We start from the raw sequence: 25,847 nt of genomic DNA, 5'->3' as shown, positions 1-25,847 counted from the left end.
GCGCGAGAAGGGGGGAGCGGGAAAAGGGGGGGCAATATCCCGGGGGAGGGCATCTTGGTTCGGTCGAAAGACTTGGCTAGGATGGCGTGACTGCCTGATCCGGGGTGCGTACCGGGATCAGGGCAGGTGCATGACGAGAGACGAGGCCGAGGAGCACCACATGCCGAGGAGCACCACATGATGGCACAGCCCTGCACCGATACGGTGATGCTGGAGCATTGGCACCCGGTGGTGTCGCTGGATGAATTGCGCGGTGCCGGGCGGTGCCGCACCGTGCTGTTGGATCGGCCGGTCGAGATCGTCCGCGCGGCGGGCGGTGCGCGCGTGCTGTGCGACAGCGCGCCGGTGCAGACCCTGGTGCAATACGGCTATGTCTGGGCCAGTTTCGGGACGGCACCGGCGCCGCTGTTTCCGTTTCCCGAGTTTGACGAGGCGGACCGGCGCTTTGTGGTGACGGGAGTCTTCGGGGTGCAGGTGTCGGCCGGGCGGGCGATCGAGAATTTCCTCGACATGGGGCATTTTCCCTATGTGCACACGGGCATCCTGGGCGAGGAGCCGCATACCGAGGTCAAGGAATACGACGTCGAGATTTCCCAGAGCCGGGACGAGATCCTGGCGACGCGGTGCCGGTTCTATCAGCCGAAGGCCGCCGTGTCGTCGGACGAGGGGGCGGATGTGGAATATATCTACCGCGTGCCGCATCCCAATTGCTCGGTCCTGTACAAGTCCAGCCCGGTGGACGAGACGCGGCTGGATGCGATCTATATCTTCGTGCAGCCGATGGGTCAGGAGAAGATCCGCGCCCATACCGGCATGTGCATCATCGATGACGCGAGCACGGACCTGGATATCCGCAGCTTTCAGCAGACCATCTTCGGACAGGACAAGCCGATCCTGGAGAACCAGTATCCGCGCCGCCTGCCGTTGGACCCACGCGCCGAGACGCCGATCCGCGCCGACAAGAGCGCGATTGCCTATCGGCGCTGGCTGGCCGCCAAGGGGCTGGGCTGGGGCGTGATCCCGGCGGGAGCATGAGGGCGATGGAGATGCTGGATCTTGCCGGTTGGCACCCGATTGCCGCGTCTTCGGACCTGCCGACGCGGCATGTGTTTCACGGCCAGCTGCTGGGCCGCGAATTTGCCGTGTGGCGGGCCGATGACGGCTTTGTCAACGTCTGGGAAAACCGGTGCCTGCATCGCGGGGTGCGCCTGTCGCTGGGGTTGAATGACGGGCGGGAACTGCGCTGTCTGTATCATGGCTGGCGGTATTCCAGCCGCTCGGCCGGATGCACCTATATCCCGGCGCACCCGGCGGATGCGCCGGCGCGCACGATCTGCAACCGGACTTATGACGCTGTCGAGGCGGCGGGGATGGTCTGGTCTTCGGTCGCGCCCGAGGCGGAGTTCGCGCTGCCCGAGGTGTTGGCGGGGGCTGATCCGCTGGTGTTGCGCCCGGTGCCGGTGAACGCCGCACCGGGGGTGGCGCTGGCCTTGGCCGAGGGGCTGTTGCCCGACGCACGTGCGATCGGTGCAGCCTCGGTCAGCTTTGCCGAGGCGGGGCTGGTGGTCTTTGTGCAGCCGCTGGATGCGCATCGATGCGTGTTGCGCGGGGTCTTGCTGGCCCAGCCGGACGACAGGATGGCGGCACTGCGTTACCACGACGGGGTGCTGTGCGGGTTGCGCGACCGGATCGAGGCCTCTGGCGAGGTGGCGCCTCCGCCGCTAGAGGTCGGTTTTCAACCCGTCGATGCGGCGCTGGCCGAGATGCCGGCACGGGCGCGGTCGGGCCCCAAGGCCGAGTTGCGGGTTCAGGTGGCGCGGAAATGGGACGCGGCGCAGGACGTCGCGGGATTTCAGCTGCGGGCGGTGCGCGGCGTGTTGCCGGCGTTTCAGCCGGGCGCGCATATCGACGTGCATCTGCCGAACGGGATGAGCCGACAGTATTCGATCACCAATGCCCCGGGCGAGAGCGATTATACCATCGGCGTCAAGCGCGATGCAGCGGGGCGCGGCGGGTCGGTCTGTCTGCACGGGGATGTGCGCGAGGGCGATGTGCTGGCCATTTCCGCGCCGCGCAACAATTTCCCCCTGCGGCGCGACAGTGAAAAGGTGCTGTTGATTGCGGGGGGGATCGGCATCACCCCGATGTTGGCGATGGCGCAGGCGTTGCAGGTGCAGGGCATTCCTTACGCGCTGCATGTCTTTGCGCGCAGCGAGGCCCACGTGCCCTTTGCCGACCGGCTGGCGGGGCTGGCCGTGACGCGCCACCTTGGGCTGGACGCGGCAGGGACCGGCGCGGTGCTGGGCGATATCCTGTCGGGCTATGCCTTTTCGCACCACGTCTATGTCTGTGGCCCGGCGCCGATGTTGACCGCCACCCGAGAGATCGCGGCGGGCGCGGGGTGGCCGGAAGAGGCCGTGCATTTCGAGTATTTCGCCAACCCCGAGGTGATCGACGACAGTACCTCTTTCGAGATCGCGCTGGCGCGGTCGGCAATGACATTGCAGGTGCCTGCCGGGCGCAGCATTCTGGAGGTGTTGCAGGAGAACGGCGTCGACGTGCCCTCGTCCTGTGAACAGGGCGCTTGTGGCACCTGCGTCTGTGGCGTGCTGGAGGGCGAGCCGGAGCATCAGGATGTCTATCTGAGCGCGGCGGAACGCGCCGCGAACGACCAGATCATGACCTGCGTCAGCCGCGCGAGATCGGCGCGTCTGGTGCTGGATATCTGAGGGATGGCGATGAAGCTGTATGATTTCGAATTGCACGCCGAGTGCTATGCCGCGCGCCTGATGCTGAGCCTGCTGGGCGTGACCTACCAGACCGAGGCGGTGGATTTCTATCCCGAAGCTGCCCATCTGGCCCCGGAATTCCGCGCGATCAATCCGCTGGGGCGGCTGCCGTTGCTGGAAGATGGCACGCTGCGCTTTGGCACGGTTCAGGGCATTCTGAGCTATCTTGCGGCCGCGTATGACCCGACCGGGCACTGGGCACCGGACACGGCTGTTCTGCGCGGTGAGGTCGCGGGCTGGATGGCGGTCGCGGGCGAATTGGCGGCGACGGCGGGGCAGGCCCGGCTGATCGAGACAATGTTCGCGGATGGTGACGCCGAGGCGGCGCGCGCGGGGGCCGAGGCGCTGTTGCGGGTGATCGACCAGCACCTGTGGTTCGGCGAGGTCGAGGGGCGCGACTGGCTGTGTTCCGCCACCCACCCGACCATCGCGGATATCGCCTGTTTCCCGCATGTCGTGCTGAGCGAGGATGGCGGGATTTCGCGTCAGGATTACCCGGCGATCCGGCGCTGGATCGACCGGGTCAAGCGGCTGGAGGGGTTTACCGTGATGTCCGGCGTATTTCCGACCAGTTCAGCACTCTGATCGGTGCGTGCGCGCCGGGTCCTGCGGCGGCTCGGGGTCGCGCAGCAGCGTTTCCAGGTCGGCGCGATCCAGCCCGATGTCGCGCAGCAGGCGCGTGTCGTCGCGCAGGGCAAGGAACCCCATGGAGCGGCGGCGCTGCGCCCGGGCGCGCCGGGCGGCGATTGCGGCTTTGACCCCCTGCCAGAGGCGCTGAAGGCGGGCATGGCGGCGGCGTTGCCCGCGCGCCATGACGCGCGGGTCGATCAGGATCGAGCTGTGCATTGGACATCTCCGAAGGGCGGTATTGCGTGTTGCGTCGAGGGGCAGCATTTCGTAACGCTGGGCATCAGGCAAACGAATAAGCCTTATGGCTGGTATCGGTTTTGCTGATGTGGCGGAGGACATCCATGGCGGCACCACTCGATTCGGAATTGATGCGCAGTTTCCTGGTTCTGGCCGAGACGGGCAGCGTCACGGCGGCGGCGGGGCGCATCGGGCGCACGCAATCCGCGATCTCGATGCAATTGCGGCGGCTGGAGGAAAGCCTGGGCCAGAGCCTGTTTGAGCGCCGCCCGCGCGGGCTGGTGCTGACGGCGCGTGGCAAGCAGTTGTTGCCCTATGCGACGCGGGTCGTGCGGCTGTTGGACGATGCGGCGGTGTCGCTGCGCGAGCGACCTTTGCAGGGGCCGCTGCGCGTCGGCATCCCGGAGGATTACGGCGAGAGTGTTCTGCCGCGCGCGCTGGCGGGGTTCGCGTCACGCCAGCCGGGGGTCGAGGTTTCCGCCCGGTGCGACTATTCCGTGCCGCAGATGGCGGCGCTGGAGGCGGACCTGCTGGATCTGGCCGTCGTCTTTGAATCCAGCGATACCACGAAGGGAGAGGTGATCTGCGTCGACCCGACCGTCTGGGTGACCTCGGTCACGCATGAGCAGCACCTGTGCAAGCCATTGCCGGTGGCGAGCTATTTCCATTCCTGCTGGTGCCGGGATTATGCGATGGCGGCGCTGGACAGGTCCGGGGTCGATTATCGTGTGGCGTTCGAATGCGACACGTCCGGCGGGATGCAGATTGCCGTGCGGTCGGGGCTGGCGATCGTGCCGATGACCCGCAGCACGATCCCGCCGGGCTGTCGCGAGCTGACGCAGGACGAAGGCTTTGCGGTGATCGACGTGTCCTCGGTCGTGCTGTACATGAACCCGCGCGGCGCATCAGAGGCCGCGCGAGGGCTGGCGGCGGAGCTGCGCGCGGCGTTTCGCCCGCTGGCTGGCGCGGCCGCCTGAGCGGAGCGAGACGCGCCTAGCCGTCGCCAGGGGGGAGGTTTTCGCGCAGCACGATGTCCAGCTTGATGGGCGGTACGGGCGCGCCGGGGCTGCGGATCGCCGCGATCGCCTGATCGATCAGCGCGGTGGGGTCGGTGTTGAACACCACGTCCAGCGTCCCCTGAAGCAGCGCCCGCCGGGTGTCGGGCGTCAGCCCATGACCGATGAAGACGATATCGTGGCGCCGATGTTCGGCCAGCGCCCGCGCGATGCCGCCCGACGATCCGCCGACGTTGTAGATGCCGACAAGGTCCGGGTGCTGGTCCAGCAGCTCGACCGTGTGGCGGTAGTTCTGGCCGCTGTCGTCGTGGCCTTCGCGCATCCCGACGACGCGCAGATGGGGAAACAGCTCCTCCTGAATCGACAGGAACCCGGCCTCACGTTCGGAATGCGCGCGATAGTGGCGTGATCCCGCGACAAGGGCGACCGCGCCGACCTTTTGCGTCACGAAGCGGCCCAGAAGATAGCCCGCCGCCCGTCCGACGCCGCGATTTTCCATGCCGACATAGGCAGACACGCCGGGGTGGCCGAGGTCGGAGACGATGCTGACCAGTTGCGTGCCGCCGCGGGCAATGTCGCTGACCGCTTCGCGCACGTCGGGGTGATCAAGGCCGAAGAAGGCGATGCCATCGGCCCAACGGGCGTTGCGCCGCAGGGCGGCGGCCAGGGCGGCGGGGTCGAAGCCTTCGATAAAAAAGCATCGCAGTTCCGGCGCGCCATCGGTGTTCTGGGCGACGCGGGCGCGCACCATTTCCCCCAGCAGCCGCAGGTAGGGGTTGGAGCCGGAGGGCAGCAGGAAGACGATATTGGGCGGGCGGGTCGCGCCGAACGCCGCCAGCTCCTCGGCGCTGAGCAGGCCGATGTCGCGGGCCACCGCCAGCACGTGCCGGCGCGTCCGTTCCTTGACCCCCTTGCGGCGATTGATCACCCGATCGACCGTGGCAAGCGACACGCCCGCCCGCGCGGCGAGGTCGGCCAGCTGGGGGCGCAATGGCTGGCTGGAAACGTCAGACACCTCAGAAACCCTCAATCCAAAGACTTTGACTTAGGGTGAGGGGAAAATTAGCCTCGGTCAAGAGTGGGAGAATACAGTTTCAGCGGCATCGGGTTTGTGGGGAAAGGGGTGCTTTGACCCTCAAAACCCATCAATATTGTCGCCGGGGCGATGCGTTGAAATCCAGGGAGGATGATATGACACAATTCGACAAGATGAACCGCCGGTCCGTGCTGGCCATGGGCGCCGGTGCCGCGATGGTCGCCGGTCTGCCATTGGCGGCCAGCGCCAAGACCACGCTGCGCTATGGTCACAACAACGAACCTGCCAGCGTCGCGGGCGCACAGGCCGACTGGTTCGCGGAGGCACTGGCCGAGGCATCGGGGGGCGACATGGAGGTCCAGGTCTTTCCCGCCAGCCAGCTGGGCAAGTTGCAGGAACTGGCCGAGGCCGTCAGCCTTGGCACCATCGCGTTTTCGCACAACACCGCCGGGGGCATCGGGTCGCTGTACGAACCCTTTGGCGCGCTGGACACGCCCTATCTGTACCGCGACGTCGATCACCTGATGAAGGTGACGGACGTGAGTTCGCCCGTCATGCAGATGCTGAACGAAGGGTTGATCGCCGCCGCCGGCGTGCGGGTGATCTATTCGCATTACTTCGGCAAGCGGAACCTGACCTGCAACAAGGAGATCCGGAGCCCGGCCGATCTGGCGGGGGTCAAGATCCGGGCCGTGCCGTTCCCGATGTATACCACCGCGGTCGAGGGCATGGGCGCAGTGGCCGTGCCGGTCGATTGGTCCGAAGTGCCGACGGCGCTGGCCACCGGCGTGGTGCAGGGGCAGGAAAACCCGGTCAACGTCGTGCTGAACGTCAAGTTGTACGAGGTTCAGAAGAACCTGATGCTGACGGGCCATATGACCAATGCCGAGATGGTCGTGATGAATGAAAGCGTCTGGCAGGGGCTGAGCGCCGCGCAACAGGCCGCCGTGCAGGCCGCCGCCGAGGCCACCCGGATCAAGGCGACCAAGGCGATTCTGGACAATGAAGAGGCCGAAACACAGGCGCTGCGCGATCTGGGCATGAATGTGATCGGGGCCGAGGATGGTCTGGATCTGGAGGCCTTCCGTGCCTCGGTCAGCACGCTGGTCAGCGAACGCTTCGGCGAGCGCTACGGCGAGATCTACGACATGATCGGGAAAATCGCCTGATGTCCGCACTGCGAACCGGTCGCGCCGTTCTGGCGCGGCTGACCGAGCTGGGGGTGGGCATCGGCATGGCGCTGCTGGCGCTGATGGCCACCATTGTCGTCGTTCAGGTCGGCGCGCGCAACCTGTTGGATCTGGGGTTGCCCTGGGCGGATGAGCTGGCACGCTTCAGCGGCATCGGCATGGTGTTCCTGAGCATCCCGGCCTTGGCCAGCCAGCGCGTGCTGGTGTCGGTCACCATGGTGCCCGACATGCTGGGACGGCGGGCGCAGATGGTGTCGGCGGTGATTTCGGATCTGTCGGTGCTGGTCTGCGCGGGCCTGTTGTTGTGGAGCTTTGCCGCGTTCCTGCCGCGCGCGGGCAAGTTCCTGACCCCGGCGCTGCAATTGCCGAACTACTTTTACTACAGCCTTGCGCTGATCGGGACGGCGCTGCTGGCGGTGGTCATGGCGTTTCGCATGATCGAGCTGCTGACAGGCCGCCTGCCCGAACTGACCGATCCGGTGGATATTCCTCAATGAGCCTGCTTCTCTTGACCTTGTTCCTGGGGCTGCTGGTCCTGGGCGCGCCGGTGGCCGTGGCGCTGGCGCTGCCGTCGGCGGTGGTGATCATCACCGAAGGCCTGCCGGTGTCGGTGCTGGCGCAGCGCAGCCTGAACGCGCTGGACAGTTCGCCCCTGTTGGCGGTGCCGCTGTTCATCCTGGCGGCCAGCCTGCTGAACGCGATGGGGGTGACAACGCATCTGTTCGATCTGGTGCGGATGATCTTCGGGCGGTTTCGCGGCGCGCTGGCGCAGGTCAGCATCTTTGTCAGCCTGATCTTTTCCGGCATCTCGGGCGCGGCGCTGGCCGATATCGGGGCGCTCGGCAAGATCCAGATCGACCAGATGAAAAAGCAGGGCTACCGAGAGGATTTTGCCGCCGGGCTGACCGTGGCGGCAGCGACCATCGGGCCGATCTTTCCGCCCTCGATCCCGATCATCATCTACGCCAGCGTCGCCAATGTCAGCGCGGTCAAGCTGCTGCTGGCCGGGATCGTGCCGGCGCTGCTGCTGACGGTTCTGCTGATGGTGCAGGTCGCCATCGTCGCCCGCGTCAAGGGGCTGCCGCGCGACACGATCCGCCCGAAACCGATTGATGTGGCCAAGAAATTCGTGGTGTCCTTTCCGGCGCTGATGGCCCCCGTCCTGTTGATCGGCGGCTTGATGAGCGGATATTTCGGACCGACCGAGGTGGCGGGTGTGACTGTTGCCTATGCGCTGGTGATCGGCTTTGGCCTGTATCGTACGCTGAGCATCCGCCGCGTGATGCTGGCGCTGCGCGAGACGGTCGAGGCGACGGCGAACATCCTGTTCATCGTGGCGGCGGCGGCGCTGTTTGCCTGGGTGCTGACGCTGGACATGGTGCCGATGAAGGCCAGTGCCTTTTTGCTGAGCCTTACCGACAATCCGCTGCTGCTGCTGTTGCTGGTCAATATCCTGCTGCTGGCCGTGGGAATGTTTCTGGAGAGCATCGCCGCTATCCTGATCGTTGCCCCGATCATCGCGCCGGCGCTGGTGCAGGCCGGGGTCGACCCGCTGCAACTGGGCATCGTCTTTGTGCTGAACCTGATGATCGGGCTGCTGACGCCGCCGGTGGGGATGAGCCTCTACATGATCTCGATCATCACGAAGATGCCGATCGGCACCGTCATTCGTGGCGTGATGCCATTTTTCATTCCCCTTCTGGTGGCCCTTGTCGTGGTCTCGGCCGTTCCGGCCCTGTCGACGTGGCTGCCCAATCACCTGATGCAATGAGGCTGCTGACATGAGCACTTTTCTGGGTCCGATCCGACAGCTCGGCTACGTCGTCGACGATATCGAGGCGGGCATGAAGCACTGGTCCGAGGTCATGGGCGTTGGCCCGTGGTTCTATAACCCGCAGGTTCCCATCGAGAATTACCTCTATGACGGGCAAAGCTATCAGCCGCACAATTCGGTCGCGCTGGCCAATTCCGGGGCGATGCAGGTCGAGCTGATCCAGTGCCGCAACGACGTGCCCTCGATGTATCGCGATTTCATGGCCAGGGGTCTGCGCGGTTTGCAGCATGTTGCCTTCTGGACAAAGACCTACGAGGCCGACCTGCAAATGATGCTGGACCGGGGCTTTACCCTGAAAATGTCGGGCGAGGTCGGTGTGAACGGGCGGTTCGCTTACTTTGCCGAAGAACATCACCCCGGCACGGTGATCGAACTGTCCGAGGTTTTGGGGCCAAAGGGCACGATGTTCGACATGATCCGTGACGCAAGCGTGGGCTGGGACGGCACCGACCCGGTGCGCCCCTTTCCTGACCTGAGCAAGCTGTAAGCGCATGGAACGGGTCATCGCGGAGTACCTGGTCGAAACGCCGGTCGATGTGGCGCGCGTCGCGGCGATGATGGCGGGCGAGCAATCCAGCGGCACGTTCGTGCGCGTCGCGGGCGAAACGGATGAGGTGCGCGCGCGATCCGCCGCCGAGGTGCTGTCGGTCGAGGTGCTGGGCGAGGCGGGCGCGCCGACACTGGATTCGGCCTTTCTGCAACGGGCGCAGGCCTGCGGGCCTTGGCGCTTCGCGCGCGTGCGCATCGCCTTTCCCACGGGCAATATCGGGCGAAACCTTGCGACCCTGGCGGCGACCGTTTCGGGCAACCTCTATGATATCGGGGAGGTGACGGGGCTGAAGCTGGTCGCGCTGGAGATCCCGGCCAGCTATCGCACGCGCTATGCGCTGCCCCGGCAGGGCATAGCGGGGACGCGGGCCAGCACGGGCGTGCAGGGCCGGCCGATCTTTGGCACGATCATCAAGCCGAACGTGGGGTTGCGCAGTGCAGAGATTGCCGCGCTGGTGGATCGCCTCTGTGCGGCGGGCGTCGATTTCATCAAGGATGACGAGGTGTGCGCCAATCCCGATTGGGCGCCACTGGCCGAACGTGTGCCCGCTGTCATGGCCGTGATCCGCAAGTGGCGCGAGGCCACGGGGCGGCAGGTCATGATGGCCTTCAACATCAGTGACGAGGTGGATGCGATGCGCCGCCATGCCGATCTGGTGGCGGCCGAGGGCGGGTCCTGCGTCATGGCCAGCATGAACTGGGTCGGCCTGTCGGGGATGGAGACGCTGCGCGCCCATACGCCGCTGGCCATCCATGCACATCGAAACGGTTTTGGCGCGATGAGCCGGCATCCCCGGCTGGGGATGGGGTTTCAGGCCTATCACACGCTTTACCGGCTGGCGGGGATCGACCACATGCACGTGCATGGCATCGGCGGCAAGTTCGTCGACAGTGTGGAGGAGGTGACCGAGGCGGCGCGGGCCTGTTTGCAACCGCTGTGCGCGGATGGACCCGACGATCGGGTGATGCCAGCGTTTTCCTCCGGCCAATGGGCGGGCACCTTGCCGGTGACGCTGGAGGCGGCGCAGAGCCCGGATCTGATGTTCATGTGTGGGGGCGGCATCCTGGCGCATCCAGACGGGCCGGAGGCGGGGATCGACAGCCTGCGCGATGCCTATGCGGCGGCGCAGGAGGGGCTGACATTGCACGAGGCGGCAAAAACCCGACCTGCGCTGGCGGCGGCCATCGGCTTTTTCGGGGGGCACTGACCGTGGGGCCGGTCGTCTTTATCGGAGATGATTTTACCGGGGCCTCGGATACCCTGGCGACCTTTGCGCGTGCGGGCTGGCGGGCGCGGCTGTTCCTAAAACCTCCGAGCGCCGCCGAGGCGGAGGGGTTGGAGGTTGTCGGTCTGGCCACCGCGTTGCGGGCGATCGGGCCGGACGAGGCGCGGCGCGAAATCGCGGGGTTCTGGCCATCGCTGGCGGCCCTGCACCCGTCGCAGGTGCATCTGAAGGTCTGTTCGACCTTTGACAGCCACCCCGATATCGGGTCGATCGGCGCGGCGGCGCGCGCCTTGCAAGAGGCATTTCGCCCGGACCTGCTGGCCGTGATCGGTGGGCAGCCGAGCCTGGGGCGTTACGCCGTGTTCGGCACCCTGTTTGCACGTGGACCGGATGGCGTGGTCTATCGCATCGACCGGCATCCCATCATGCGCGACCACCCGGTCACACCCATGCATGAGGCGGATCTGACGCGACATCTGGCCGCGCAGGGGCTGACTGGTCTGCATCTGATCGGTGCGCCGCAGATCGGAGATCTGCAAGCGGCGCTCAGCGGTCAGGCACAGGTGTTCCTGGACGCCGTGTCACAGGAACATATTCGCAGGATCGGCGCGGCGCTGGTGCTGCGGGGGGGGCGGCAATTGCTGATCGGGTCCAGTTCCGTGGCCGAGGCACTGACCTGGGAAGCAGTCGAGCGTTCGCCCGTGCCGGTGACGGAGGTGGCCCCGCCGAACCGGAACGTGCTGGTGTTCGCGGGCAGCCGGTCGGCCCTGACGCGGGCTCAGGTTGCTGCCGCAGGCCGCTTTTCCCGGCTGGAGGTGACGGCAGAGGCGTTGCGCGGCGGCGGCGCGGTCGAGGCGCAGGCCGCTGCGATGCTGGGGCAGGGCGCGCCGGTTCTGCTGCATCTGGATCCGCAGAGCGATTATGCCATGCCGCCCGAACGCCTTGCGGCGCTGTCCAGTGCGCTGCTGGCCCGGGTCGTCGCCCGGCATCCGGTCGGCTGGTTGGGCATTGCGGGGGGCGATACCTCAAGCCGGATCTGCGCGGCGCTGAACATGACCGCGATCGACTATCTGGCGCCGATTGCGCCGGGGGTCGGGCTGTGCCGTGCGGTTCACCGCGACGCGGCGCTGGACGGGATGCGCCTGATGCTGAAGGGCGGTCAGATGGGCGAAGACGGTCTGTTCAACGCCTTTGCCGCACTGGCCGCTGACGAGGGGTCGCAGGCTAGATCCGGCTGATCCTGTCGAGGAAGTCCAGGAAAACCCGCACCTTCGGCGACATCAGGCGACGGCTGGGATAGACGACCGACAGCTTGGCCGCCGCCGGATCAAAGGCGACGTTGCGACAGACCTCGATCAGCGACCCGTCTTGCAGCGGACCCTGACAGTAGATTTCGGGCAGCGGCGAAATGCCCGCCCCGTTCAGAACGGCACTGCGGACCACGAGCGGATCGTTGACGTGGGTAATGCCATGCGACAGGTCGATCTCGCCCATGACACCGTCGCGCTGAACCGGCATCCGGCGCTGGCCATACCGCTTTTCGCAGATATGCACATGCGGCAGCGGATCGCGCAGATCGGCATCGACCCCCTGCGCGGCCAGGTACGCCGGCGTCGTCACCCAGAGCAGCGGACCGGACACCAGGAATTTCGAGATCAGGTCGCTGTCGTTCTGCGGGCCCACGACGATGGCTACGTCGATCTGTTCACGCACCATGTCGACGCCGCGACTCGTCACGATCAGCTCAAGCTCGACCTGCGAATTCTCGCGCCGGAACTCTGCCAGGTGGGGCGCAACGCGCTCCTGGCAGAAGGCCGGGGGCAGGGCGACGACAAGGCGACCCGACGGAACCGAGGTCAGCCCGGCCATCGCCGCGTCGGTTTCGCGGACCTGTTCCATGATCAGAACAGCCTGCCGATGGAACGTCTCGCCTTCGCCCGTCACGCGCAGGTTGCGCGAATTCCGGTCGATCAGGCGCAGGCCCAGAGCCTGCTCAAGCCGCGTAAGTGCAGCGGAGACCGTGGATTTCGGCATATCCAGTGCCCGGGCCGCCGCCGAGATCCCGTTCTTTTCCACCACCGCCAAAAAGACCGGCACGTCGTCGATATTCCACTTCATCGCCCCTCCATCGTTCAGTTTTCTGAACGCCATGTCCATTCAGCATAAATTGTCCACAAGACTAACCTTTGTATAGTCCCCAGTCACTGAGGACGCAGTCCGTGGGGGAAGGACGGACATGATCCGGGCGCAAGGCGGCTTGGATCACGGACACCTCTGGACTGGCCGCGCGTGGTGAAGAGCCGCCACTGCGGCCACGCCCTCAGCAGAGACGAGATTTCAAGCAGGGATGTTTCGGTAACTGGCCGGATCGCCCTGGCACACTTCGGGAGGAACTCATGGGTATCATCAAGACGATCACGGCGGCGACGGTCGCCCTTGGTCTGGCAGGCGCGGCCGCGTCCGCCGAGGAACTGAAATTCGCCAACTTCCTGGCCGGTGGCCACCCCTACACGGCAGGCACCTTTCAGCCTTTTGCCGATATGGTCGCGGAAAAGTCTGGCGGTGACGTGACCGTGCGCCTGTACAACGGCGGCGAACTGGGCGCGGGCCCGGTCGAGCAATATTCGCGCGCGCTGGATGGTGTCGCGGATCTGGCCGTCAGCCTGCCGGGCTACACTGCCTCGACCTTTCCGGTCACGTTGCTGGCCGAATTGCCCGGCGTGCTGGACGAGGCCACGGGCACCCAGACCATCTGGGACAATATCGACCTGTTCAAATCCGAATACCGTCGCGTGCAGCTGGTGGCGCTCTGGTCCTCGGCCAAGAACTATCTGTTCAGCCGCGACACCGCCGTGCGCAGCCTCGACGACGTCAAGGGCCTGAAGATCCGCGTCCCCTCGCGCAGCACCGGCCTGATGGTCGAGGCATGGGGTGCGACCCCGGTGTCGATGCCGGTATCCGACATTTACAACGCGATGCAGACCGGCGTCATCGACGCGGCCCTGATCGACGGCACTGGCGTCAACGCGTTCAAGCTGGGCGAAGTGGCCAAGTACCTGACCGTCGGGATCGAGAGCACGAATTCGCCCTTCTTCATCGTGATGAACCGCGATGCCTTCCGCGCGCTGTCGGACGAGGACCAGCAGGCGGTTCTGGAGGCGGGCAAGGAGGCCTCGCTTCTTGGCCAGCAAACCCAGCTGACGGTTGCTGAAAAAGGCATCGCCTCGTTTGCCGAGATGGAGGGTCACGAGGTGATCACCCCCGAAGGTGACGCCCTGGCCGCCTTCAACGCCGCGTCCGAAAGCATCGTGCCGACGGTCATCGCGGATGTCGCCGCCGAAGGTGTGGATGCGCAGGCCGTGGTCGACGCGCTGAAAGGCGAGTAACCAGGTGAGCCGTGCCGCCCAAGCCGTTCGTGTCCTGTCGGTGATCACCGACAGGACGACCCTCGTTCTGTCCGTTGTCGCAGGGTTATTGCTGCTGTCGATGGTCGCCGTCATTTCCGCCGGCGTGGCGGGACGGTACTTTTTTGCCACCCCGATCCTTGGGCTCAATGAGATTGTGCAGCTGAATGCCGTGGCGCTGACCATGCTGGCGCTGCCCTATACGACCGCCTCGGGCCAGCATGTGCGGGCCGATATCTTTGACCGCCTGATCGGGCGCGTCGGGCGCTTTACCGGCGATGTGGTGACCCGCGCGCTGTCTCTGGTCGTGCTCTACTACATGGTGGACCGCGCCTGGGCAAAGATGCTGGATGCGCGTGAATTCGGCGATGCGACCAACATGCTGGCCCTGCCGATCTGGCCGTTCTACGGCCTGATCGCGGCGGGCATGGGCCTGTGCATCGTCGTCTTCGTCATTCAGCTTATTGATATTCTGGCTTCGGGAAGACCTGTAGATGAGTGATCTGACGATTGGAATCCTCGGGTTCATCGCCCTGTTCGGGCTGATGATCCTGCGCACCCCCGTTGCCTTTGCCATGCTGATGGTCGGGTTTTTCGGCACCTGGTGGATCGACGGGCTGCGGCGCGCCGGCGCCATCATGATGACCGAGACCTATTCCAGCGTGGCAAACTACTCGCTGATCGTCATCCCGATGTTCATCCTGCTGGGCAACGTCAGCTCCGAGGCCGGCTTCAGCCGCGGCCTCTATGATGCGGCCTACGCCTGGGTCGGGCGGTTCCGGGGCGGGCTGGCGACAGCCTCGGTCATGGGCTGCGCGGCCTTCTCGGCCGTCTCCGGCTCCTCCGTGGCCACTGCCGTCACCATCGGCAAGGTGGCGCTGCCCGAAATGAAACGCCTGGGCTACGGTGACGGCATCTCGACCGGCTCGATCGCGGCAGGCGGCACGCTGGGCTTTCTGATCCCGCCGTCCACGGGCTTCGTGATCTATGCCATCCTGACCGAGGAATCGATCGGTCGCCTGTTCATGGCCGGTGTGCTGCCCGGTGCGCTGATGATGGCGCTGTTCATCGTCGCGATCTGGGTCGTCACCCTGATCGACCCGACACAGGGACCCAAGGGCGAAAAGGTCGCCTTTGCGGCGCGCATGCGGGCGCTGATGACGGCGCTGCCGCTGCTGACGGTGATCATCGTGTCGATCGGCGGCATCTACCTCGGCGTCTTCACCCCGGTCGAGGCATCGGGTGTCGGCGCGGCGCTGACGGTGATCCTCGCCTTCGCCACGCGTTCGATCAGGCTGGGCGGTTTCAACCGCGCGGTGATGGATACGGTGCGCACCACGGCGATGCTCTACATGATCGTCGTCGGGGCCAACGTCCTCAACCCCTTCCTGGCGCTGACCGATATCCCCAACGCGCTCGGCGCGGCACTGAACGCCTTCGGGATCGGTGCCTATGGCACACTGCTGGTGATCCTGCTCAGCTACGTGGTGCTCGGCATGTTTCTCGACGGCCTGGCAATGCTGGTGATCACGGTGCCCATCTACTACCCGGTGATCATGGCGCTCGGCTTCGATCCGATCTGGTTCGGCGTCATTGCCGTGATCGTGATCGAGATGGGCATGATCACGCCACCGGTCGGTCTGAACGTGTTCGTGGTGCGAAACGTGGCCGAAAACGTGCCTTTGGCCACTGTTTTCCGCGGCGTTCTGCCTTTTTTGATCGCAATGATCGTCTGCATCATCCTGATCATCCTGTTTCCCGGCATCGCCCTGTTGATCCCCAATTCGATGTTCGGATAACACCCAGCTCTCCGCCGGCGGTCCTCCCCCGCCGGCGGTGTCCCGTCCTGCCCAGCCGGGCGCGTCGGGGCCTTCCGGGATCGGACAACGGCCTCCTCCTTCCTGTCGCGGTCCGGTCCCGGTTTCCCGACTCCGGCTGGCAGGCGCGCGTCCGGCTCGCCCTCATCTGGCCAGAAATACCCTGGGGGGCCGCAGGCGGGGGCAGCGCCCCCTCCACAGCCCGCCCTAATGCGCGATCATGATGTGACGCGCGACGGTGTAATCCTCCAGCGCATACATCGACAGATCCTTGCCGTAACCGGATTGCTTGAACCCGCCGTGCGGCATCTCGTTGGCCAGCATGAAATGCGTGTTGATCCAGGTGCAGCCGTATTGCAGCCGCGCCGCCACATCCATCGCCATCCCGATGCTGCCCGTCCAGACCGAGGACGCGAGGCCATAGCCGCTGTCGTTGGCCCATGTCACCGCCTGGTCCGGGGTATCGAACCGCGTCACCGACACCACCGGCCCAAAGACCTCGCGCTGCACGATCTCGTCGGTTTGCAGGGCTCCGACGATCACCGTGGGCTTGTAATAGAACCCCGGGCCGTCCTGCACCGCACCGCCCGTCGCGACCTCGATATGGCCCAGTTCCGACGCCCGCTGCACGAAACTTGCCACCCGGTCGCGCTGGCGCTGCGAAATCAACGGCGGGATCTCGTTCAGGGTGTCGTCCGGGTTGTCGTAGGTGATGGAAGACACCGCCTCGGCCAGCGCCGCGACCAGCCGGTCGTGAATCTTCGCCCCGGCGTAGATCCGGCAGGCTGCGGTGCAATCCTGGCCGGCGTTGTAGTAGCCGAAGGCACGCACCCCGGCGACCACCCGCTCCAGGTCGGCATCGTCAAAGACGATGACGGGGGCCTTGCCGCCCAGCTCCAGGTGCGTGCGCTTCAGCGATTTCGAGGCCGCCTGCAATACCTTGCGCCCGGTGGCCACATCACCGGTGATCGACACCATGTCGACGCCGGGATGGTTGATCAGCGCATTGCCGACGCTGGCCCCCTGACCCGTGATCACGTTCACCACCCCCTCGGGCAGGATGCCCGACAGGATGCGGGCAAAGGCCAGCGCGGTCAGCGGCGTCTGTTCCGACGGTTTCATCACCACCGTATTGCCGCCCGCCAGCGCCGGGGCCAGTTTCCACGCCATCATCATCAGCGGATAGTTCCAGGGCGCGATGGATGCCACGACGCCGATCGCATCGCGCCGGATCATCGAGGTATGGCCCTCAAGGTATTCCCCGGCCAGCGGACCGGACATGTTCCGCACCGCCCCGGCAAAAAACCGGAAACAATCCGCAACGCCGGGGATCTCGTCCCCCAGCACGGCGTGATAGGGCTTGCCGCAGTTCAGCGCCTCCAGCCGCGCCAGTTCCTCGGCGGCACCCTCGACCGCATCGGCAATCGCCAGCAGCTTGGCCGAACGTTCGCCGGGCGTGGTGCGCGACCAGCCGGGAAAGGCGGCGCGGGCGGCGGCGACGGCGCGGTCGATCTGGTCCGTGTTCGCCTCGGGCATGGCCAGGATCAGCGCGCCGGTGCGCGGGTTCAGCACCTTTTCCTCGACCTCGGTTCCGGGCTCGAAGCCGCCGCCGATCAGCATGTGGGTATCCATGATCTCCCTTTCGTCATTTGCCCTGACCGGCCACCGCATCGGTGCCGCGGGTCAGATAGTATGCGCCCAGGATGGGCAGTAGGGTCACCAGCACCACGACCATCGCCACCACGTTGGTGACAGGGCGCTGGCGCGGGCGGACCAGCTCTTCCAGCATCCAGATCGGCAGGGTCTGCTGCTGGCCGGCGGTAAAGGTGGTGACGATGACCTCGTCAAAGCTGAGCGCAAAGGCCAGCATCCCCCCCGCCAGCAAGGCCGTCGCGATATTGGGCAGGAGGACGTGGCGCAGGGTCTGGAAACTGTCGGCCCCAAGATCCATCGACGCCTCGATCAGGGACCCGGAGGTGCGCCGGAACCGCGCCACGGCGTTGTTGTAGACGACGACGACGCAAAAGGTCGCGTGCCCCAGAACGATGGTCCAGAAGCTGAACGGGATCTCGGCGATATGAAAGACCGAGCGCAGGGCGATGCCGGTCACCACACCGGGCAGGGCAATCGGCAGGATCACCAGCAACGACACCGTTTCGCGGCCAAAGAAATGCGCCCGCGACACGGCGGCGGCGCAGAGCGTGCCCAGAACCAGCGCCACGGCGGTGGAAATCGCAGCCACCTGAAGCGACAGGCGCAGCGCCGCCCAGACGTCGGGCCGGTTCCACGTCACCGCGAACCACTTCAGCGTCAGACCGGGCGGCGGCCACTGATAGGATTTGTCCTCGGTCGTGAAGGCATAGACGAAGATCAGCAGGATCGGCAGGTGCAGGAACAACAGACCCGCCCCGGCGGCGATCTTCAGCGACAGCGGCGCGCGATCAGAGGGCATTGAACGCTCCCTGCTTCTTGGCCGCCCACAGGTAGGCCGCCATGATCAGGATCGGCACCATGGCAAAGGCGGCGGCCAGTGGCGTGTTGCCCGCCACCCCTTGCTGTTCATAGACCGCCTGCCCGATGAAACGGCGGGACGAGCCGATGATGCCCGGAATGATGTAATCCCCCAGCGTCAGCGAGAACGTGAAGATTGACCCCGCGACGACACCCGGCATTGCCAGCGGCAACAGCACGTGGCGCAGGGTCTGGAACGGCTTCGCGCCAAGGTCTCCGCTGGCTTCCAGCATGGATGGGGGCACGCGCTCCAGCGCGGCCTGCACCGGTAGGATCATGTAGGGCAACCAGACGTAGACGAACACGACAAAGGTGCCCGTCGCACTGACCGACAGGGAATTGCCACCCACCACCGGCAGCGCCAGCCACCCGTTCAGTGCCCAGGCCAGGTGCAGTTTTTCCGCGCCCCACGTCAGGATACCTTCGCGGGCCAGGATCAGCTTCCACGAATAGACCTTGACCAGATAGCTCGACCACAGGGGCATCATCACGCCAAGGTAGAACAGCGCCTTCCAGCGGCCCCGCGCATGGCGGGCGGCGTACCAGGCGATCGGAAAGGCGATGACTGCCGAGGCCAGCGTGACCAGGGCCGCCATGGTGACGGTGCGCAGGATGATGTCGAGGTTCGAGGCGCGCAACAGCTCGGCATAGGTCGCAAGCGTCAGGTCCCGGTTCACCTGACCCGTGAAATGGTCGATCGAGAAAAAGCTCTGCGCCAGCAGCGCCGCCAGCGCGCCGAGGTAGACGACGCCAAGCCAGATCAGCGGCGGCGCCAGCAGCAGGGCAATGGTCAAGCGCGGGCGCCGCCACAGTGTATCGGAAAATGCGCGCATCATGCACCGGCCATCAGGTGCAGATCGCCCGCATCCCAGGCCAGCGCAACGGTGTCACCCGGGGCGGGACGGGGCGCGCCCTTGGCCAGCAAGGCGGTCAGACGGGTGCCCTCGGCCTCCAGCACCACGCGCGTCGCGGTCCCCAGGAACGACAGCGCCGTGACGGTGGCGCGCAGCGGTCCGGCATCTGCGATACGCAACGCCTCGGGGCGCAGCGCAGCGGCGGCATGGGTGCCGGTCAGCCGGGCCACCAGCGGCGCAGGCAGGATATTCGAAGAGCCGACGAAATCCGCGACAAAGGGCACGTCGGGGCGAAAATAGACGGTTTCGGGCGTGCCGGTTTGCAGGATGCGGCCCTCGTTGAACACAGCGACGCGATCCGCCATCGAAAGCGCCTCTCCCTGATCGTGGGTGACGAAGATGAAGGTGATGCCGAGTTGACGTTGCAGGGTCTTGAGTTCGTCCTGCATCTGTTCACGCAGCTTCAGGTCCAGCGCACCCAGCGGCTCGTCCAGCAACAAGACACGCGGTTTCATCACCAGCGCACGCGCCAGGGCCACGCGTTGACGTTGCCCACCCGACAGCGCCGAGGGTTTGCGCGCGCCATACCCGGACAGGCGCACCATCTCCAGCGCCTCGTCCGCGGCGCGGTGCCGGTCGGCGCGGTTTTGTCCTGCGATCATCAGGCCATAGGCGACATTGTCACGCACGTTCAGGTGCGGAAACAGGGCGTAGTCCTGAAACACCGTATTGACCGGGCGGCGATAGGGCGGTTGGTCCTGGACCGCTGCGCCGAAAAGCCGGATCACGCCGGCACTGGGCCGTTCGAACCCGGCGATCAGGCGCAGGCAAGTGGTCTTGCCGCTGCCCGATGGGCCGAGCATGGCAAAGAATTCGCCCTCGGCAATGTCCAGAGACACTGCGTCGACGGCGCGCACGGGGCCGAAATGGCGCGAAACGCCATCGAAGGAAACTGCCGACATGGGATCAACTCCGTTGACCCCACCGCAAGAACCCTGCGGCGGGGTCGTTTCAGGATGCGCCTAGCGCCCGCCGATCACGCCGATATAGTCCGAGACCCAGCGGTAATAGGGCACGCATTCTTCCTGGCTGGCACAATTGGCCACCGGGGTTTTCCAGAACTTGATCTTGTCGAAATCGTCCAGACCGTTGGCTGTGCAACCCTCGGCTGTCTGCATCCCCGACCCGTCCGTGCAGGCCTCGGGCACCGAGGGCACTGCGCCGAACCAGACCGACAGGTCGCTTTGCAGGTTCGACGACAGCGTGTGTTCCATCCACATGTAGGCGCAGTTCGGATGCTCGGCCTCGGCGTGCAGCATGGTGGTGTCGGCCCAGCCTGTCGCCCCCTCTTCGGGGATGGTCGAGGCGACGGGCACGCCATCGGCCTCAAGCAGGTTCACCTGAAACGGCCAGGACCCCGAGGCGACCATGCCTTCGTTCTTGAAGTCGTCGATCTGGATAAAGGCGTCATGCCAGTAGCGGCTGACCAGTTCGCGCTGGCCCCGCAGCAGGTCCAGCGCGGCATCATATTGCGGCTGGGTCAGCTCATAGGGATCGGTGATGCCAAGGTCGGGATCGTGGTACATCAGATAATTCGCGGCATCGGCGATGTGGATCGGGCCGTCATAGGCCTGCACGCGACCGGCGTTGCTGGCGCCGTCGGGCAGGTCCATCTGCTTGAACACGACGTCCCAGGATTTCGGTGCTTCCGGAAAAACTTCGGTGTCGTACATCAGCACGTTCGGCCCCCACATGTAGGGCACGCCATAGTGGACGCCGTCGACCGTGTGCCAGGGCGCGTCCTTCAGCCGGTCATCGACCTTGGACCAGCTCGGGATCAGGTCGATGTTGATCGGCTGCACCCGGTTGCCTGCGATCATGCGCAAGGAGGCGTCGCCCGATGCGGTGACCAGATCAAACCCGCCCTCGTTCATCAGGGCGACCATCTCGTCCGAGGTATTGGCCGTCTTGACGCTGACCATGCAGCCGGTCTTGTCCTGAAACGCGCTTACCCAATCAAAGTCGGCGTCGGTTTCTCCGCTCTCAATATAGCCGGCCCACGCGACGATCGACAGCGCGCCTTCGCCCTCGCCGATTTCGCTCATCTGTGCCGTGGCGGTGCCAGCCAGCGCTGTGCTGGCCAATAGCGCTACGGCGCCGGTCAGGAACCTTTTGGTCATAGCAAACACTCCCATGTTGGCGGGGCCGGGGCAGGGCGGCAGACAGGGGTATTGGCGCGCAACGGCGGGCCGTGCGCAGGTCTGTCCGGCACCCGCAGGGGCACCCGATGTTGGATCATCCTTTTCGCGGGGTTTCGCACGTCTGGCGTGTTGCGGCTGAACGCGGCGCCCGTCTCTGGTGCGATGACTATCCGCCGCGTTGCGGCAAAATGACAAACGGGTAATACAGAAATAAGCGTTCGGTTTTTCCGATAGCTAATGCCTGAAGTCCTTAAGGGATTGGGATGCTTGAGCGATTGAAATGAAATCCCTGGTCGCGGCAGACAGCGACAGCCCCTTTCGCCAGACAATTCCCACCTGCAAAATAGGCAGCGCGCCGGACACGTCGCGTGATTCAATCCGGTCTCCGTCCAGCGACCACGGCCGATAGATCAGATCGGGCAACAGCGCCACCCCGGCCCCCGTCGCCACCAGGGATCGCACCGCTTCGACAGACCGCGTACGAAAGGCGATGCGGGGCCGCTTGCCGAAGGCCGACAGCAGATTTACCGCCTCGTCCTCCATCTCGTCTATGTTCAGCATGATCAAGGGTTCGCGCGCCACATCGTCGAGCGAGATGCTCTCTTGCCGCGTCAGCTTGTGTTCCAGAGGCAGCCAGAGGCGGAAGGCAGACACGTTCAGGATCTCGGATTGCAGCGCCATGCGGTCGCGCAGGTTGGAAATTACCATGACGGCCACGTCCAGCTCTCCGCCGACCAGCAGATGTTCCAGGTATTCGCCGGTATCTTCGATCGCCGTCGCCTCGACCCCGGGATTGAGGCGGCGATAGCGCGCCAGCAGGTCCGACATGACATAGCCCGCCATGAGAGAGGTGACGCCGACATTCAGGCGCCCCGAAAGCGTCTCTCGGCTGGGTGCAAAGGCCCGGCGGGCGCCGGATACATCCGCCAGGATCTTGGTTGCATGGCGCAGGAACTGGTGGCCGTTATAGGTGATGTCGAGGCCGCGCGCATGGCGGTCGAACAGGGTGACACCCAGGTCGCCCTCAAGGTTCTTGATCGCCTCGGTGATCGCGGACTGCGAGATGGACAGCATCTGCGCCGCCCCGATCACGGACCCCTTTTCGGCCACGGCGACAAAATATTGCAATTGGCGGATGGTAAAGGACATGGCGAACCCCGAAGCGAATGCGGCCATTGGGGCAGGCGGTGCGCACCGAGGCAAGGGGTCACGCGGTAAAGGTCAGCCTATTTCGGCTGCGATACGTCTTGCCTGCCGGGACCAGGGCATCGGGGAAACCCGGCTGGTTCGGCGCGTCGGGCCACATCTGGGTTTCCATCGCCAGCCCGGCGTGCGTGGTATAACGGCGCCCGTCCAGCCCAGGCTGCCCCTCGGCGGTCAGGTGTTGGGCGTCATAGACCTGCAAGCCCGGGGCATCCGTTTCCAGCCGCAGGGTCAATCCATTGGTTCCCGTCAGCACGGCGACCTCGCGCAGGCCATCCCCGGGCGTCAGGCAAAAGTTGTGATCATATCCGGCCAGGCCGATGGCGCGTGGGGTGCGGAAATCGAACTTGGTCCCCGCAACCGGGGCGATCTGCCCCGTCGGGATCATCCGCTCATCCACGGGCAGGTAATTTTCAGCCGCGACCGACAACATATGCGCGGTGACGTCGTCCGTGCCGTCGAGGTTGAAATAGGAATGGTTGGCAATGCTGATCGGGCAGGTCTTGTCGCAGGTCGCGCTCATCTCGATCTCAAGCGCGCCGTGCGCGATGCGATAGGTCGTGCGGGCCACCAGCGCACCGGGAAAGCCCATGTGGCCATCGGGTTGTTCCGCGACGAAGGTCACGGCGACATCGCTCGCGCTTTCGATCTGCCAATTCACGGCCCCAAGGCCCTTTGCGCCGCCATGAAGCGTGGTGCGGTTCTTTTCATTCAGGTCGGTCTGACAGGTCGCGCCGCCGATGCTGAACCGCCCCCCGGCGATGCGGTTGGCATATCGCCCGACGGTCGCACCGAAAAACCGCAGGTTCACAAAGTAGTCTTCCAGCGTTTGTGTGCCCAGCACCAGCGGATGCGCGATCCCGGTCAGGCGCAGGTCCTGCAACGTGGCGCCATAACTGATCAGATGTGCGCGCAGGTGGCCATCGGTGATGGTGACCCGTTCAACCGTGTCGCCGTCGGGCAGGGTGCCGAATACGTCCGTCATCATGTTAGACCTTTACGCGATATTCTTTCTGTCCGCTCACACCGGCAGGGGCGGTATAGACCAGGCCCTGGGCGGCATCGGGGGCGGCAATGGCTTCGCGCGCAGTCGTCACGAAAAGCTGGTCCAGATCCGCGCCGCCAAACGCGGGACAGGATGAATGCTGCCCGCCCACCGCAATCGCACGATCAAAGCGGCCATCGGGGGCATACCGCGCAACCCGCGACGCGCCCCATTGCGCGTTCCACAGATAGCCCTGGGCGTCGACCACGGCCCCATCGGGAAACAGGCCATCGGCGGTCAAATCGACGAAGACCTCGTGTTCGCCCATGGGCCAGCCTTCGGCATCCAGGGGTTGCCGCATGATCATTTGCGTGGGCGTGTCCGCGAAATAGGCGCTGCGACCATCTGGGGAAAAACAGATGGCGTTGGGAATGGTGATGCCGAAAAAGATCGGTTCGATCACACCGTCGTAAAACCGATAGATTGCCCCCGCGTCCTGACGTGGATCTTCCTTGCCCATCGTGCCGATCCAGAAGCCGCCAAAGGGGTCCGCGCGGCCATCGTTGCTGCGGGTCCGGGGCTTGTCCGCCTCAAGCGGGGCGACAACCTCGTGCGCGCCGCTGGCAATGTCAAAGCGCCAGAGCCCGGTTTCCGATGCCAGCAGCAGCGTCTCGTGATCGACCCAGCCGGCGGCGGAGAAATGTTCGTCGAATTGCCATTCCAGCGGCTCTCCATCCTGTTGCGACAGCAGCCGCTTGCCGATGATGTCGAACCAGAACAACTGGTTGCGCTCGGGATGCCACAGCGGTCCTTCGCCAAGCGTGCAGGGGCGGGTGTCAAAGACGGAACTGGTCATTTCGGCACGGTTTCGTCATAGCGGGCAACGATTTCGGCCGCGCGGCTGGCAATCACCGCAACACTGTCGCCGGGTTTGTACAGCGCCGAGCCGATGCCAAAGCCAGAGATGCCGGCGGCGAACCATTCGGCAAAATTGTCCGGCCCGGCGCCGCCGACGGCCAGCACCTCGGTGCCTTTTGGCAGCACCGCGCCAATCGCCTTCAGCCCGGCCACGCCGATCAACGATCCGGGAAACAGTTTCAGACCGTCGGCGCCTGCGTCCAGTGCGGCAAAGCATTCCGTCGGAGTCATCACGCCGGGATAACTGGCCATGTTGCAGGCCTTCGTTGCCCGGATCACGTCCGTATTGACGTTGGGCGACACGATCAGCGCGCCCCCGGCCTGTTGCACATCGGCGACGTCCTCGACACGCAGAACCGTACCAGCGCCGATCAGGGCGCTGTCGCCACAGGACCGAGCGATCGCCGCGATGGACTCGAGCGGCGAGGGCGAATTCAGCGGCACTTCGATCTTGGTGATCCCGGCGGCAATCAGGGCTTCGGCAACGGGCAGGGCCTCTGCGGGGGTGATCCCGCGCAGGATGGCGACGATATTGCGGCTCATGTCATGTCCTCGGAAAGGTGCGCGTGGGCGGCAATCAGGCCGTTCAGTGCAAGGGCGGGGTGGTCACTGACGCGGGCGCTTGCCCCGGCGCGCGTCAGCGCCGCGCCATAGCGCGCGCTCAGCCCGGCATCCCCGATGATGACCACCGGCATCGACCGCCAATAGTCGCGCGTCGCAGCCAGTTCCGACCCGATCAGCAGACCCGACAGGCGGGCCCGGGCGACCTCGGCGGGGGTGTCGTTCAACAGCGACGACGGGCGTATTGAAAACAGGTCCAGCAGCAGGCCGTCGGGCGCACTCAGCGCCTGTTCCAGCGCGTCGGCAAATGCCGGGTCGCTGAATGCCTCGCCGTGTACCGAGTGGCGCAGCACCGATTGCGTCGACAGCAACGCGAACATTTCGCCGGTCATGGCGGTGCGGAAATGCCGGATCTGGCCCTGGGCGACCCGCACCCATTTGGTATGGGTGCCGGGCAGGCACAGCGTGCCGTCGAAGTCGGGTTCCATGGCAAGAAAGCCCGCGATCTGCGTTTCCTCGCCGCGCATCACATCGGCGGGGTCGGTCTGGCAGACACCGGGCAGGATCCGCACCGACAGGCGCGGATCCCTGGTCTTGACAGGGACGGGTGACAGACTGGCGGGCGGGCAGGGCGTGGCGGTATAGGGGGCCTCGACCCAGCCCTGACGCGCCCCGGCCATGCCGCAGATCAGCACCTGCGTCACGCGGCCCGGTTCCAGAAGGTCCCCGGCCAGCGCCACCAGCACCGGCTCGAAGCCCTCGGGCGTCAGCTTGCCCATGCCATCGGCCGAGGAACGTTCCACCATGACCTGTCCCTCCGGGCCAATGGCCCAGAGGCGCAGGTTCGAGGTGCCCCAGTCGGCGGCAATCCAGTCTGCGTACATCG

Annotated in this window: 26 protein-coding genes; 13 read left to right on the top strand and 13 right to left on the bottom strand. The window is 65.4% G+C overall.

The window, feature by feature from the left end; genetic code table 11:
* The first annotated feature begins 177 nt into the window (after window positions 1-177).
* The 3 genes from DL237_RS09270 to DL237_RS09260 are packed head-to-tail and all read left to right on the top strand — an operon-like array spanning window position 178 to window position 3,374.
* Window positions 178-1,035 carry an aromatic ring-hydroxylating oxygenase subunit alpha gene (locus DL237_RS09270; protein WP_233544926.1) on the top strand — a complete coding sequence of 286 codons (858 nt, stop codon included), beginning with the start codon at window positions 178-180 and terminating at the stop codon, window positions 1,033-1,035.
* Window positions 1,032-2,729 (top strand): Rieske 2Fe-2S domain-containing protein, encoded by a 1,698-nt coding sequence (locus DL237_RS09265; RefSeq protein ID WP_233544925.1) that lies wholly within the window; start codon window positions 1,032-1,034, stop codon window positions 2,727-2,729. Before DL237_RS09270 ends, DL237_RS09265 begins: the two co-directional genes overlap by 4 nt.
* 3 nt (window positions 2,730-2,732) lie before the next feature.
* On the top strand, window positions 2,733-3,374 hold the full coding sequence (locus DL237_RS09260) for a glutathione S-transferase C-terminal domain-containing protein (protein ID WP_233544924.1): 642 nt from the start codon (window positions 2,733-2,735) through the stop codon (window positions 3,372-3,374).
* Here DL237_RS09260 and DL237_RS09255 read toward each other — a convergent pair.
* The gene (locus tag DL237_RS09255) at window positions 3,363-3,635 is read right to left on the bottom strand and encodes a hypothetical protein (protein ID WP_119398778.1); all 273 of its coding nucleotides are present in this window, start codon (window positions 3,633-3,635) and stop codon (window positions 3,363-3,365) included. The two genes, DL237_RS09260 and DL237_RS09255, sit on opposite strands and share 12 nt — an antisense overlap.
* Before the next feature lie 125 nt (window positions 3,636-3,760).
* Between DL237_RS09255 and DL237_RS09250 the strand changes: the two genes are divergently transcribed.
* Window positions 3,761-4,633: a LysR family transcriptional regulator gene (locus tag DL237_RS09250; RefSeq protein WP_119398777.1), complete on the top strand. Its 873-nt coding sequence runs from the start codon at window positions 3,761-3,763 to the stop codon at window positions 4,631-4,633.
* 16 nt (window positions 4,634-4,649) lie between these two features.
* Here DL237_RS09250 and DL237_RS09245 read toward each other — a convergent pair whose 3' ends face one another.
* Window positions 4,650-5,687, bottom strand: a complete 1,038-nt coding sequence (locus DL237_RS09245) for a LacI family DNA-binding transcriptional regulator (RefSeq protein WP_199672030.1) — start codon at window positions 5,685-5,687, stop codon at window positions 4,650-4,652.
* 176 nt (window positions 5,688-5,863) lie between these two features.
* On the opposite strand from DL237_RS09245, the gene DL237_RS09240 reads away from it, so the two are divergent.
* Genes DL237_RS09240 through DL237_RS09215 form a run of 6 tightly spaced genes read left to right on the top strand, consistent with a single transcriptional unit; the run spans window position 5,864 to window position 11,745 of the window.
* Window positions 5,864-6,877 carry a TRAP transporter substrate-binding protein gene (locus DL237_RS09240; protein ID WP_119398776.1) on the top strand — a complete coding sequence of 338 codons (1,014 nt, stop codon included), beginning with the start codon at window positions 5,864-5,866 and terminating at the stop codon, window positions 6,875-6,877.
* Window positions 6,877-7,395, top strand: a complete 519-nt coding sequence (locus DL237_RS09235; protein ID WP_119398775.1) for a TRAP transporter small permease — start codon at window positions 6,877-6,879, stop codon at window positions 7,393-7,395. Before DL237_RS09240 ends, DL237_RS09235 begins: the two co-directional genes overlap by 1 nt.
* Complete coding sequence (locus DL237_RS09230) at window positions 7,392-8,669, top strand: TRAP transporter large permease (protein ID WP_119398774.1); 1,278 nt, start codon at window positions 7,392-7,394, stop codon at window positions 8,667-8,669. Before DL237_RS09235 ends, DL237_RS09230 begins: the two co-directional genes overlap by 4 nt.
* Window positions 8,670-8,679: 10 nt before the next feature.
* The gene (locus DL237_RS09225; RefSeq protein WP_119398773.1) at window positions 8,680-9,219 is read left to right on the top strand and encodes a VOC family protein; all 540 of its coding nucleotides are present in this window, start codon (window positions 8,680-8,682) and stop codon (window positions 9,217-9,219) included.
* A gap of 4 nt (window positions 9,220-9,223) precedes the next feature.
* A complete protein-coding gene (locus DL237_RS09220; protein WP_119398772.1) occupies window positions 9,224-10,489 on the top strand; it encodes a ribulose-bisphosphate carboxylase large subunit family protein in 1,266 nt (421 codons plus the stop codon).
* 2 nt (window positions 10,490-10,491) lie between these two features.
* The gene (locus tag DL237_RS09215; protein ID WP_119398771.1) at window positions 10,492-11,745 is read left to right on the top strand and encodes a four-carbon acid sugar kinase family protein; all 1,254 of its coding nucleotides are present in this window, start codon (window positions 10,492-10,494) and stop codon (window positions 11,743-11,745) included.
* Here the strand turns inward: DL237_RS09215 and DL237_RS09210 are convergent.
* Window positions 11,732-12,658, bottom strand: a complete 927-nt coding sequence (locus DL237_RS09210) for a LysR family transcriptional regulator (protein WP_233544923.1) — start codon at window positions 12,656-12,658, stop codon at window positions 11,732-11,734. The genes DL237_RS09215 and DL237_RS09210 overlap by 14 nt on opposite strands.
* Window positions 12,659-12,903: 245 nt before the next feature.
* Between DL237_RS09210 and DL237_RS09205 the strand changes: the two genes are divergently transcribed.
* The 3 genes from DL237_RS09205 to DL237_RS09195 are packed head-to-tail and all read left to right on the top strand — an operon-like array spanning window position 12,904 to window position 15,710.
* On the top strand, window positions 12,904-13,893 hold the full coding sequence (locus DL237_RS09205; protein ID WP_119398770.1) for a TRAP transporter substrate-binding protein: 990 nt from the start codon (window positions 12,904-12,906) through the stop codon (window positions 13,891-13,893).
* 4 nt (window positions 13,894-13,897) lie between these two features.
* Complete coding sequence (locus tag DL237_RS09200) at window positions 13,898-14,413, top strand: TRAP transporter small permease (RefSeq protein WP_233544922.1); 516 nt, start codon at window positions 13,898-13,900, stop codon at window positions 14,411-14,413.
* Window positions 14,406-15,710, top strand: a complete 1,305-nt coding sequence (locus tag DL237_RS09195; protein WP_119398769.1) for a TRAP transporter large permease — start codon at window positions 14,406-14,408, stop codon at window positions 15,708-15,710. The genes DL237_RS09200 and DL237_RS09195 overlap by 8 nt, the downstream gene beginning before the upstream one ends.
* Window positions 15,711-15,935: 225 nt before the next feature.
* On the opposite strand, the gene DL237_RS09190 is transcribed toward DL237_RS09195, so the two are convergent.
* The 10 genes from DL237_RS09190 to DL237_RS09145 all read right to left on the bottom strand — a co-directional run bounded on the left by DL237_RS09190 (window position 15,936) and on the right by DL237_RS09145 (window position 25,845).
* Window positions 15,936-17,360 carry a gamma-aminobutyraldehyde dehydrogenase gene (locus tag DL237_RS09190; RefSeq protein WP_119398768.1) on the bottom strand — a complete coding sequence of 475 codons (1,425 nt, stop codon included), beginning with the start codon at window positions 17,358-17,360 and terminating at the stop codon, window positions 15,936-15,938.
* 13 nt (window positions 17,361-17,373) lie between these two features.
* Window positions 17,374-18,180, bottom strand: a complete 807-nt coding sequence (locus DL237_RS09185; protein WP_119398767.1) for an ABC transporter permease — start codon at window positions 18,178-18,180, stop codon at window positions 17,374-17,376.
* Window positions 18,170-19,033: an ABC transporter permease gene (locus DL237_RS09180; protein ID WP_233544921.1), complete on the bottom strand. Its 864-nt coding sequence runs from the start codon at window positions 19,031-19,033 to the stop codon at window positions 18,170-18,172. The genes DL237_RS09185 and DL237_RS09180 overlap by 11 nt, the downstream gene beginning before the upstream one ends.
* A 38-nt stretch (window positions 19,034-19,071) precedes the next feature.
* Window positions 19,072-20,055 (bottom strand): ABC transporter ATP-binding protein, encoded by a 984-nt coding sequence (locus DL237_RS09175; RefSeq protein ID WP_119398765.1) that lies wholly within the window; start codon window positions 20,053-20,055, stop codon window positions 19,072-19,074.
* A 60-nt stretch (window positions 20,056-20,115) separates the two neighbouring features.
* Complete coding sequence (locus DL237_RS09170) at window positions 20,116-21,273, bottom strand: ABC transporter substrate-binding protein (RefSeq protein ID WP_119398764.1); 1,158 nt, start codon at window positions 21,271-21,273, stop codon at window positions 20,116-20,118.
* Window positions 21,274-21,528: 255 nt separating this feature from the next.
* Window positions 21,529-22,443: a LysR substrate-binding domain-containing protein gene (locus DL237_RS09165; RefSeq protein ID WP_119398951.1), complete on the bottom strand. Its 915-nt coding sequence runs from the start codon at window positions 22,441-22,443 to the stop codon at window positions 21,529-21,531.
* A gap of 58 nt (window positions 22,444-22,501) precedes the next feature.
* Complete coding sequence (locus tag DL237_RS09160) at window positions 22,502-23,485, bottom strand: aldose epimerase family protein (RefSeq protein WP_119398763.1); 984 nt, start codon at window positions 23,483-23,485, stop codon at window positions 22,502-22,504.
* Window position 23,486: 1 nt separating this feature from the next.
* Complete coding sequence (locus DL237_RS09155) at window positions 23,487-24,338, bottom strand: SMP-30/gluconolactonase/LRE family protein (RefSeq protein WP_119398762.1); 852 nt, start codon at window positions 24,336-24,338, stop codon at window positions 23,487-23,489.
* Complete coding sequence (locus DL237_RS09150; protein ID WP_119398761.1) at window positions 24,335-24,943, bottom strand: 2-dehydro-3-deoxy-6-phosphogalactonate aldolase; 609 nt, start codon at window positions 24,941-24,943, stop codon at window positions 24,335-24,337. Before DL237_RS09150 ends, DL237_RS09155 begins: the two co-directional genes overlap by 4 nt.
* Complete coding sequence (locus DL237_RS09145) at window positions 24,940-25,845, bottom strand: 2-dehydro-3-deoxygalactonokinase (protein WP_119398760.1); 906 nt, start codon at window positions 25,843-25,845, stop codon at window positions 24,940-24,942. The genes DL237_RS09150 and DL237_RS09145 overlap by 4 nt, the downstream gene beginning before the upstream one ends.
* Window positions 25,846-25,847 lie beyond the last annotated feature (2 nt).

The organism is Pseudooceanicola sediminis, from assembly GCF_003575965.1.
Taxonomy (GTDB): domain Bacteria; phylum Pseudomonadota; class Alphaproteobacteria; order Rhodobacterales; family Rhodobacteraceae; genus Pseudooceanicola; species Pseudooceanicola sediminis.
The sequence above is the reverse complement of the archived record's forward strand: the minus strand, read 5'-3'. Positions and strand labels throughout refer to the sequence as shown.

Excerpts from the sequence above, each read along its gene's own strand:
- DL237_RS09270 (WP_233544926.1), top strand. The coding sequence starts at position 178 with ATGATGGCACAGCCCTGCACCGATACGGTGATGCTGGAGCATTGGCAC.
- DL237_RS09265 (WP_233544925.1), top strand. The coding sequence starts at position 1,032 with ATGAGGGCGATGGAGATGCTGGATCTTGCCGGTTGGCACCCGATTGCC.
- DL237_RS09260 (WP_233544924.1), top strand. The coding sequence starts at position 2,733 with ATGGCGATGAAGCTGTATGATTTCGAATTGCACGCCGAGTGCTATGCC.
- DL237_RS09255 (WP_119398778.1), bottom strand. The coding sequence starts at position 3,635 with ATGCACAGCTCGATCCTGATCGACCCGCGCGTCATGGCGCGCGGGCAA.
- DL237_RS09250 (WP_119398777.1), top strand. The coding sequence starts at position 3,761 with ATGGCGGCACCACTCGATTCGGAATTGATGCGCAGTTTCCTGGTTCTG.
- DL237_RS09240 (WP_119398776.1), top strand. The coding sequence starts at position 5,864 with ATGACACAATTCGACAAGATGAACCGCCGGTCCGTGCTGGCCATGGGC.
- DL237_RS09235 (WP_119398775.1), top strand. The coding sequence starts at position 6,877 with ATGTCCGCACTGCGAACCGGTCGCGCCGTTCTGGCGCGGCTGACCGAG.
- DL237_RS09230 (WP_119398774.1), top strand. The coding sequence starts at position 7,392 with ATGAGCCTGCTTCTCTTGACCTTGTTCCTGGGGCTGCTGGTCCTGGGC.
- DL237_RS09225 (WP_119398773.1), top strand. The coding sequence starts at position 8,680 with ATGAGCACTTTTCTGGGTCCGATCCGACAGCTCGGCTACGTCGTCGAC.
- DL237_RS09220 (WP_119398772.1), top strand. The coding sequence starts at position 9,224 with ATGGAACGGGTCATCGCGGAGTACCTGGTCGAAACGCCGGTCGATGTG.
- DL237_RS09210 (WP_233544923.1), bottom strand. The coding sequence starts at position 12,658 with ATGGCGTTCAGAAAACTGAACGATGGAGGGGCGATGAAGTGGAATATC.
- DL237_RS09205 (WP_119398770.1), top strand. The coding sequence starts at position 12,904 with ATGGGTATCATCAAGACGATCACGGCGGCGACGGTCGCCCTTGGTCTG.
- DL237_RS09195 (WP_119398769.1), top strand. The coding sequence starts at position 14,406 with ATGAGTGATCTGACGATTGGAATCCTCGGGTTCATCGCCCTGTTCGGG.
- DL237_RS09190 (WP_119398768.1), bottom strand. The coding sequence starts at position 17,360 with ATGGATACCCACATGCTGATCGGCGGCGGCTTCGAGCCCGGAACCGAG.
- DL237_RS09185 (WP_119398767.1), bottom strand. The coding sequence starts at position 18,180 with ATGCCCTCTGATCGCGCGCCGCTGTCGCTGAAGATCGCCGCCGGGGCG.
- DL237_RS09175 (WP_119398765.1), bottom strand. The coding sequence starts at position 20,055 with ATGTCGGCAGTTTCCTTCGATGGCGTTTCGCGCCATTTCGGCCCCGTG.
- DL237_RS09170 (WP_119398764.1), bottom strand. The coding sequence starts at position 21,273 with ATGACCAAAAGGTTCCTGACCGGCGCCGTAGCGCTATTGGCCAGCACA.
- DL237_RS09165 (WP_119398951.1), bottom strand. The coding sequence starts at position 22,443 with ATGTCCTTTACCATCCGCCAATTGCAATATTTTGTCGCCGTGGCCGAA.
- DL237_RS09160 (WP_119398763.1), bottom strand. The coding sequence starts at position 23,485 with ATGATGACGGACGTATTCGGCACCCTGCCCGACGGCGACACGGTTGAA.
- DL237_RS09155 (WP_119398762.1), bottom strand. The coding sequence starts at position 24,338 with ATGACCAGTTCCGTCTTTGACACCCGCCCCTGCACGCTTGGCGAAGGA.
- DL237_RS09150 (WP_119398761.1), bottom strand. The coding sequence starts at position 24,943 with ATGAGCCGCAATATCGTCGCCATCCTGCGCGGGATCACCCCCGCAGAG.
- DL237_RS09145 (WP_119398760.1), bottom strand. The coding sequence starts at position 25,845 with ATGTACGCAGACTGGATTGCCGCCGACTGGGGCACCTCGAACCTGCGC.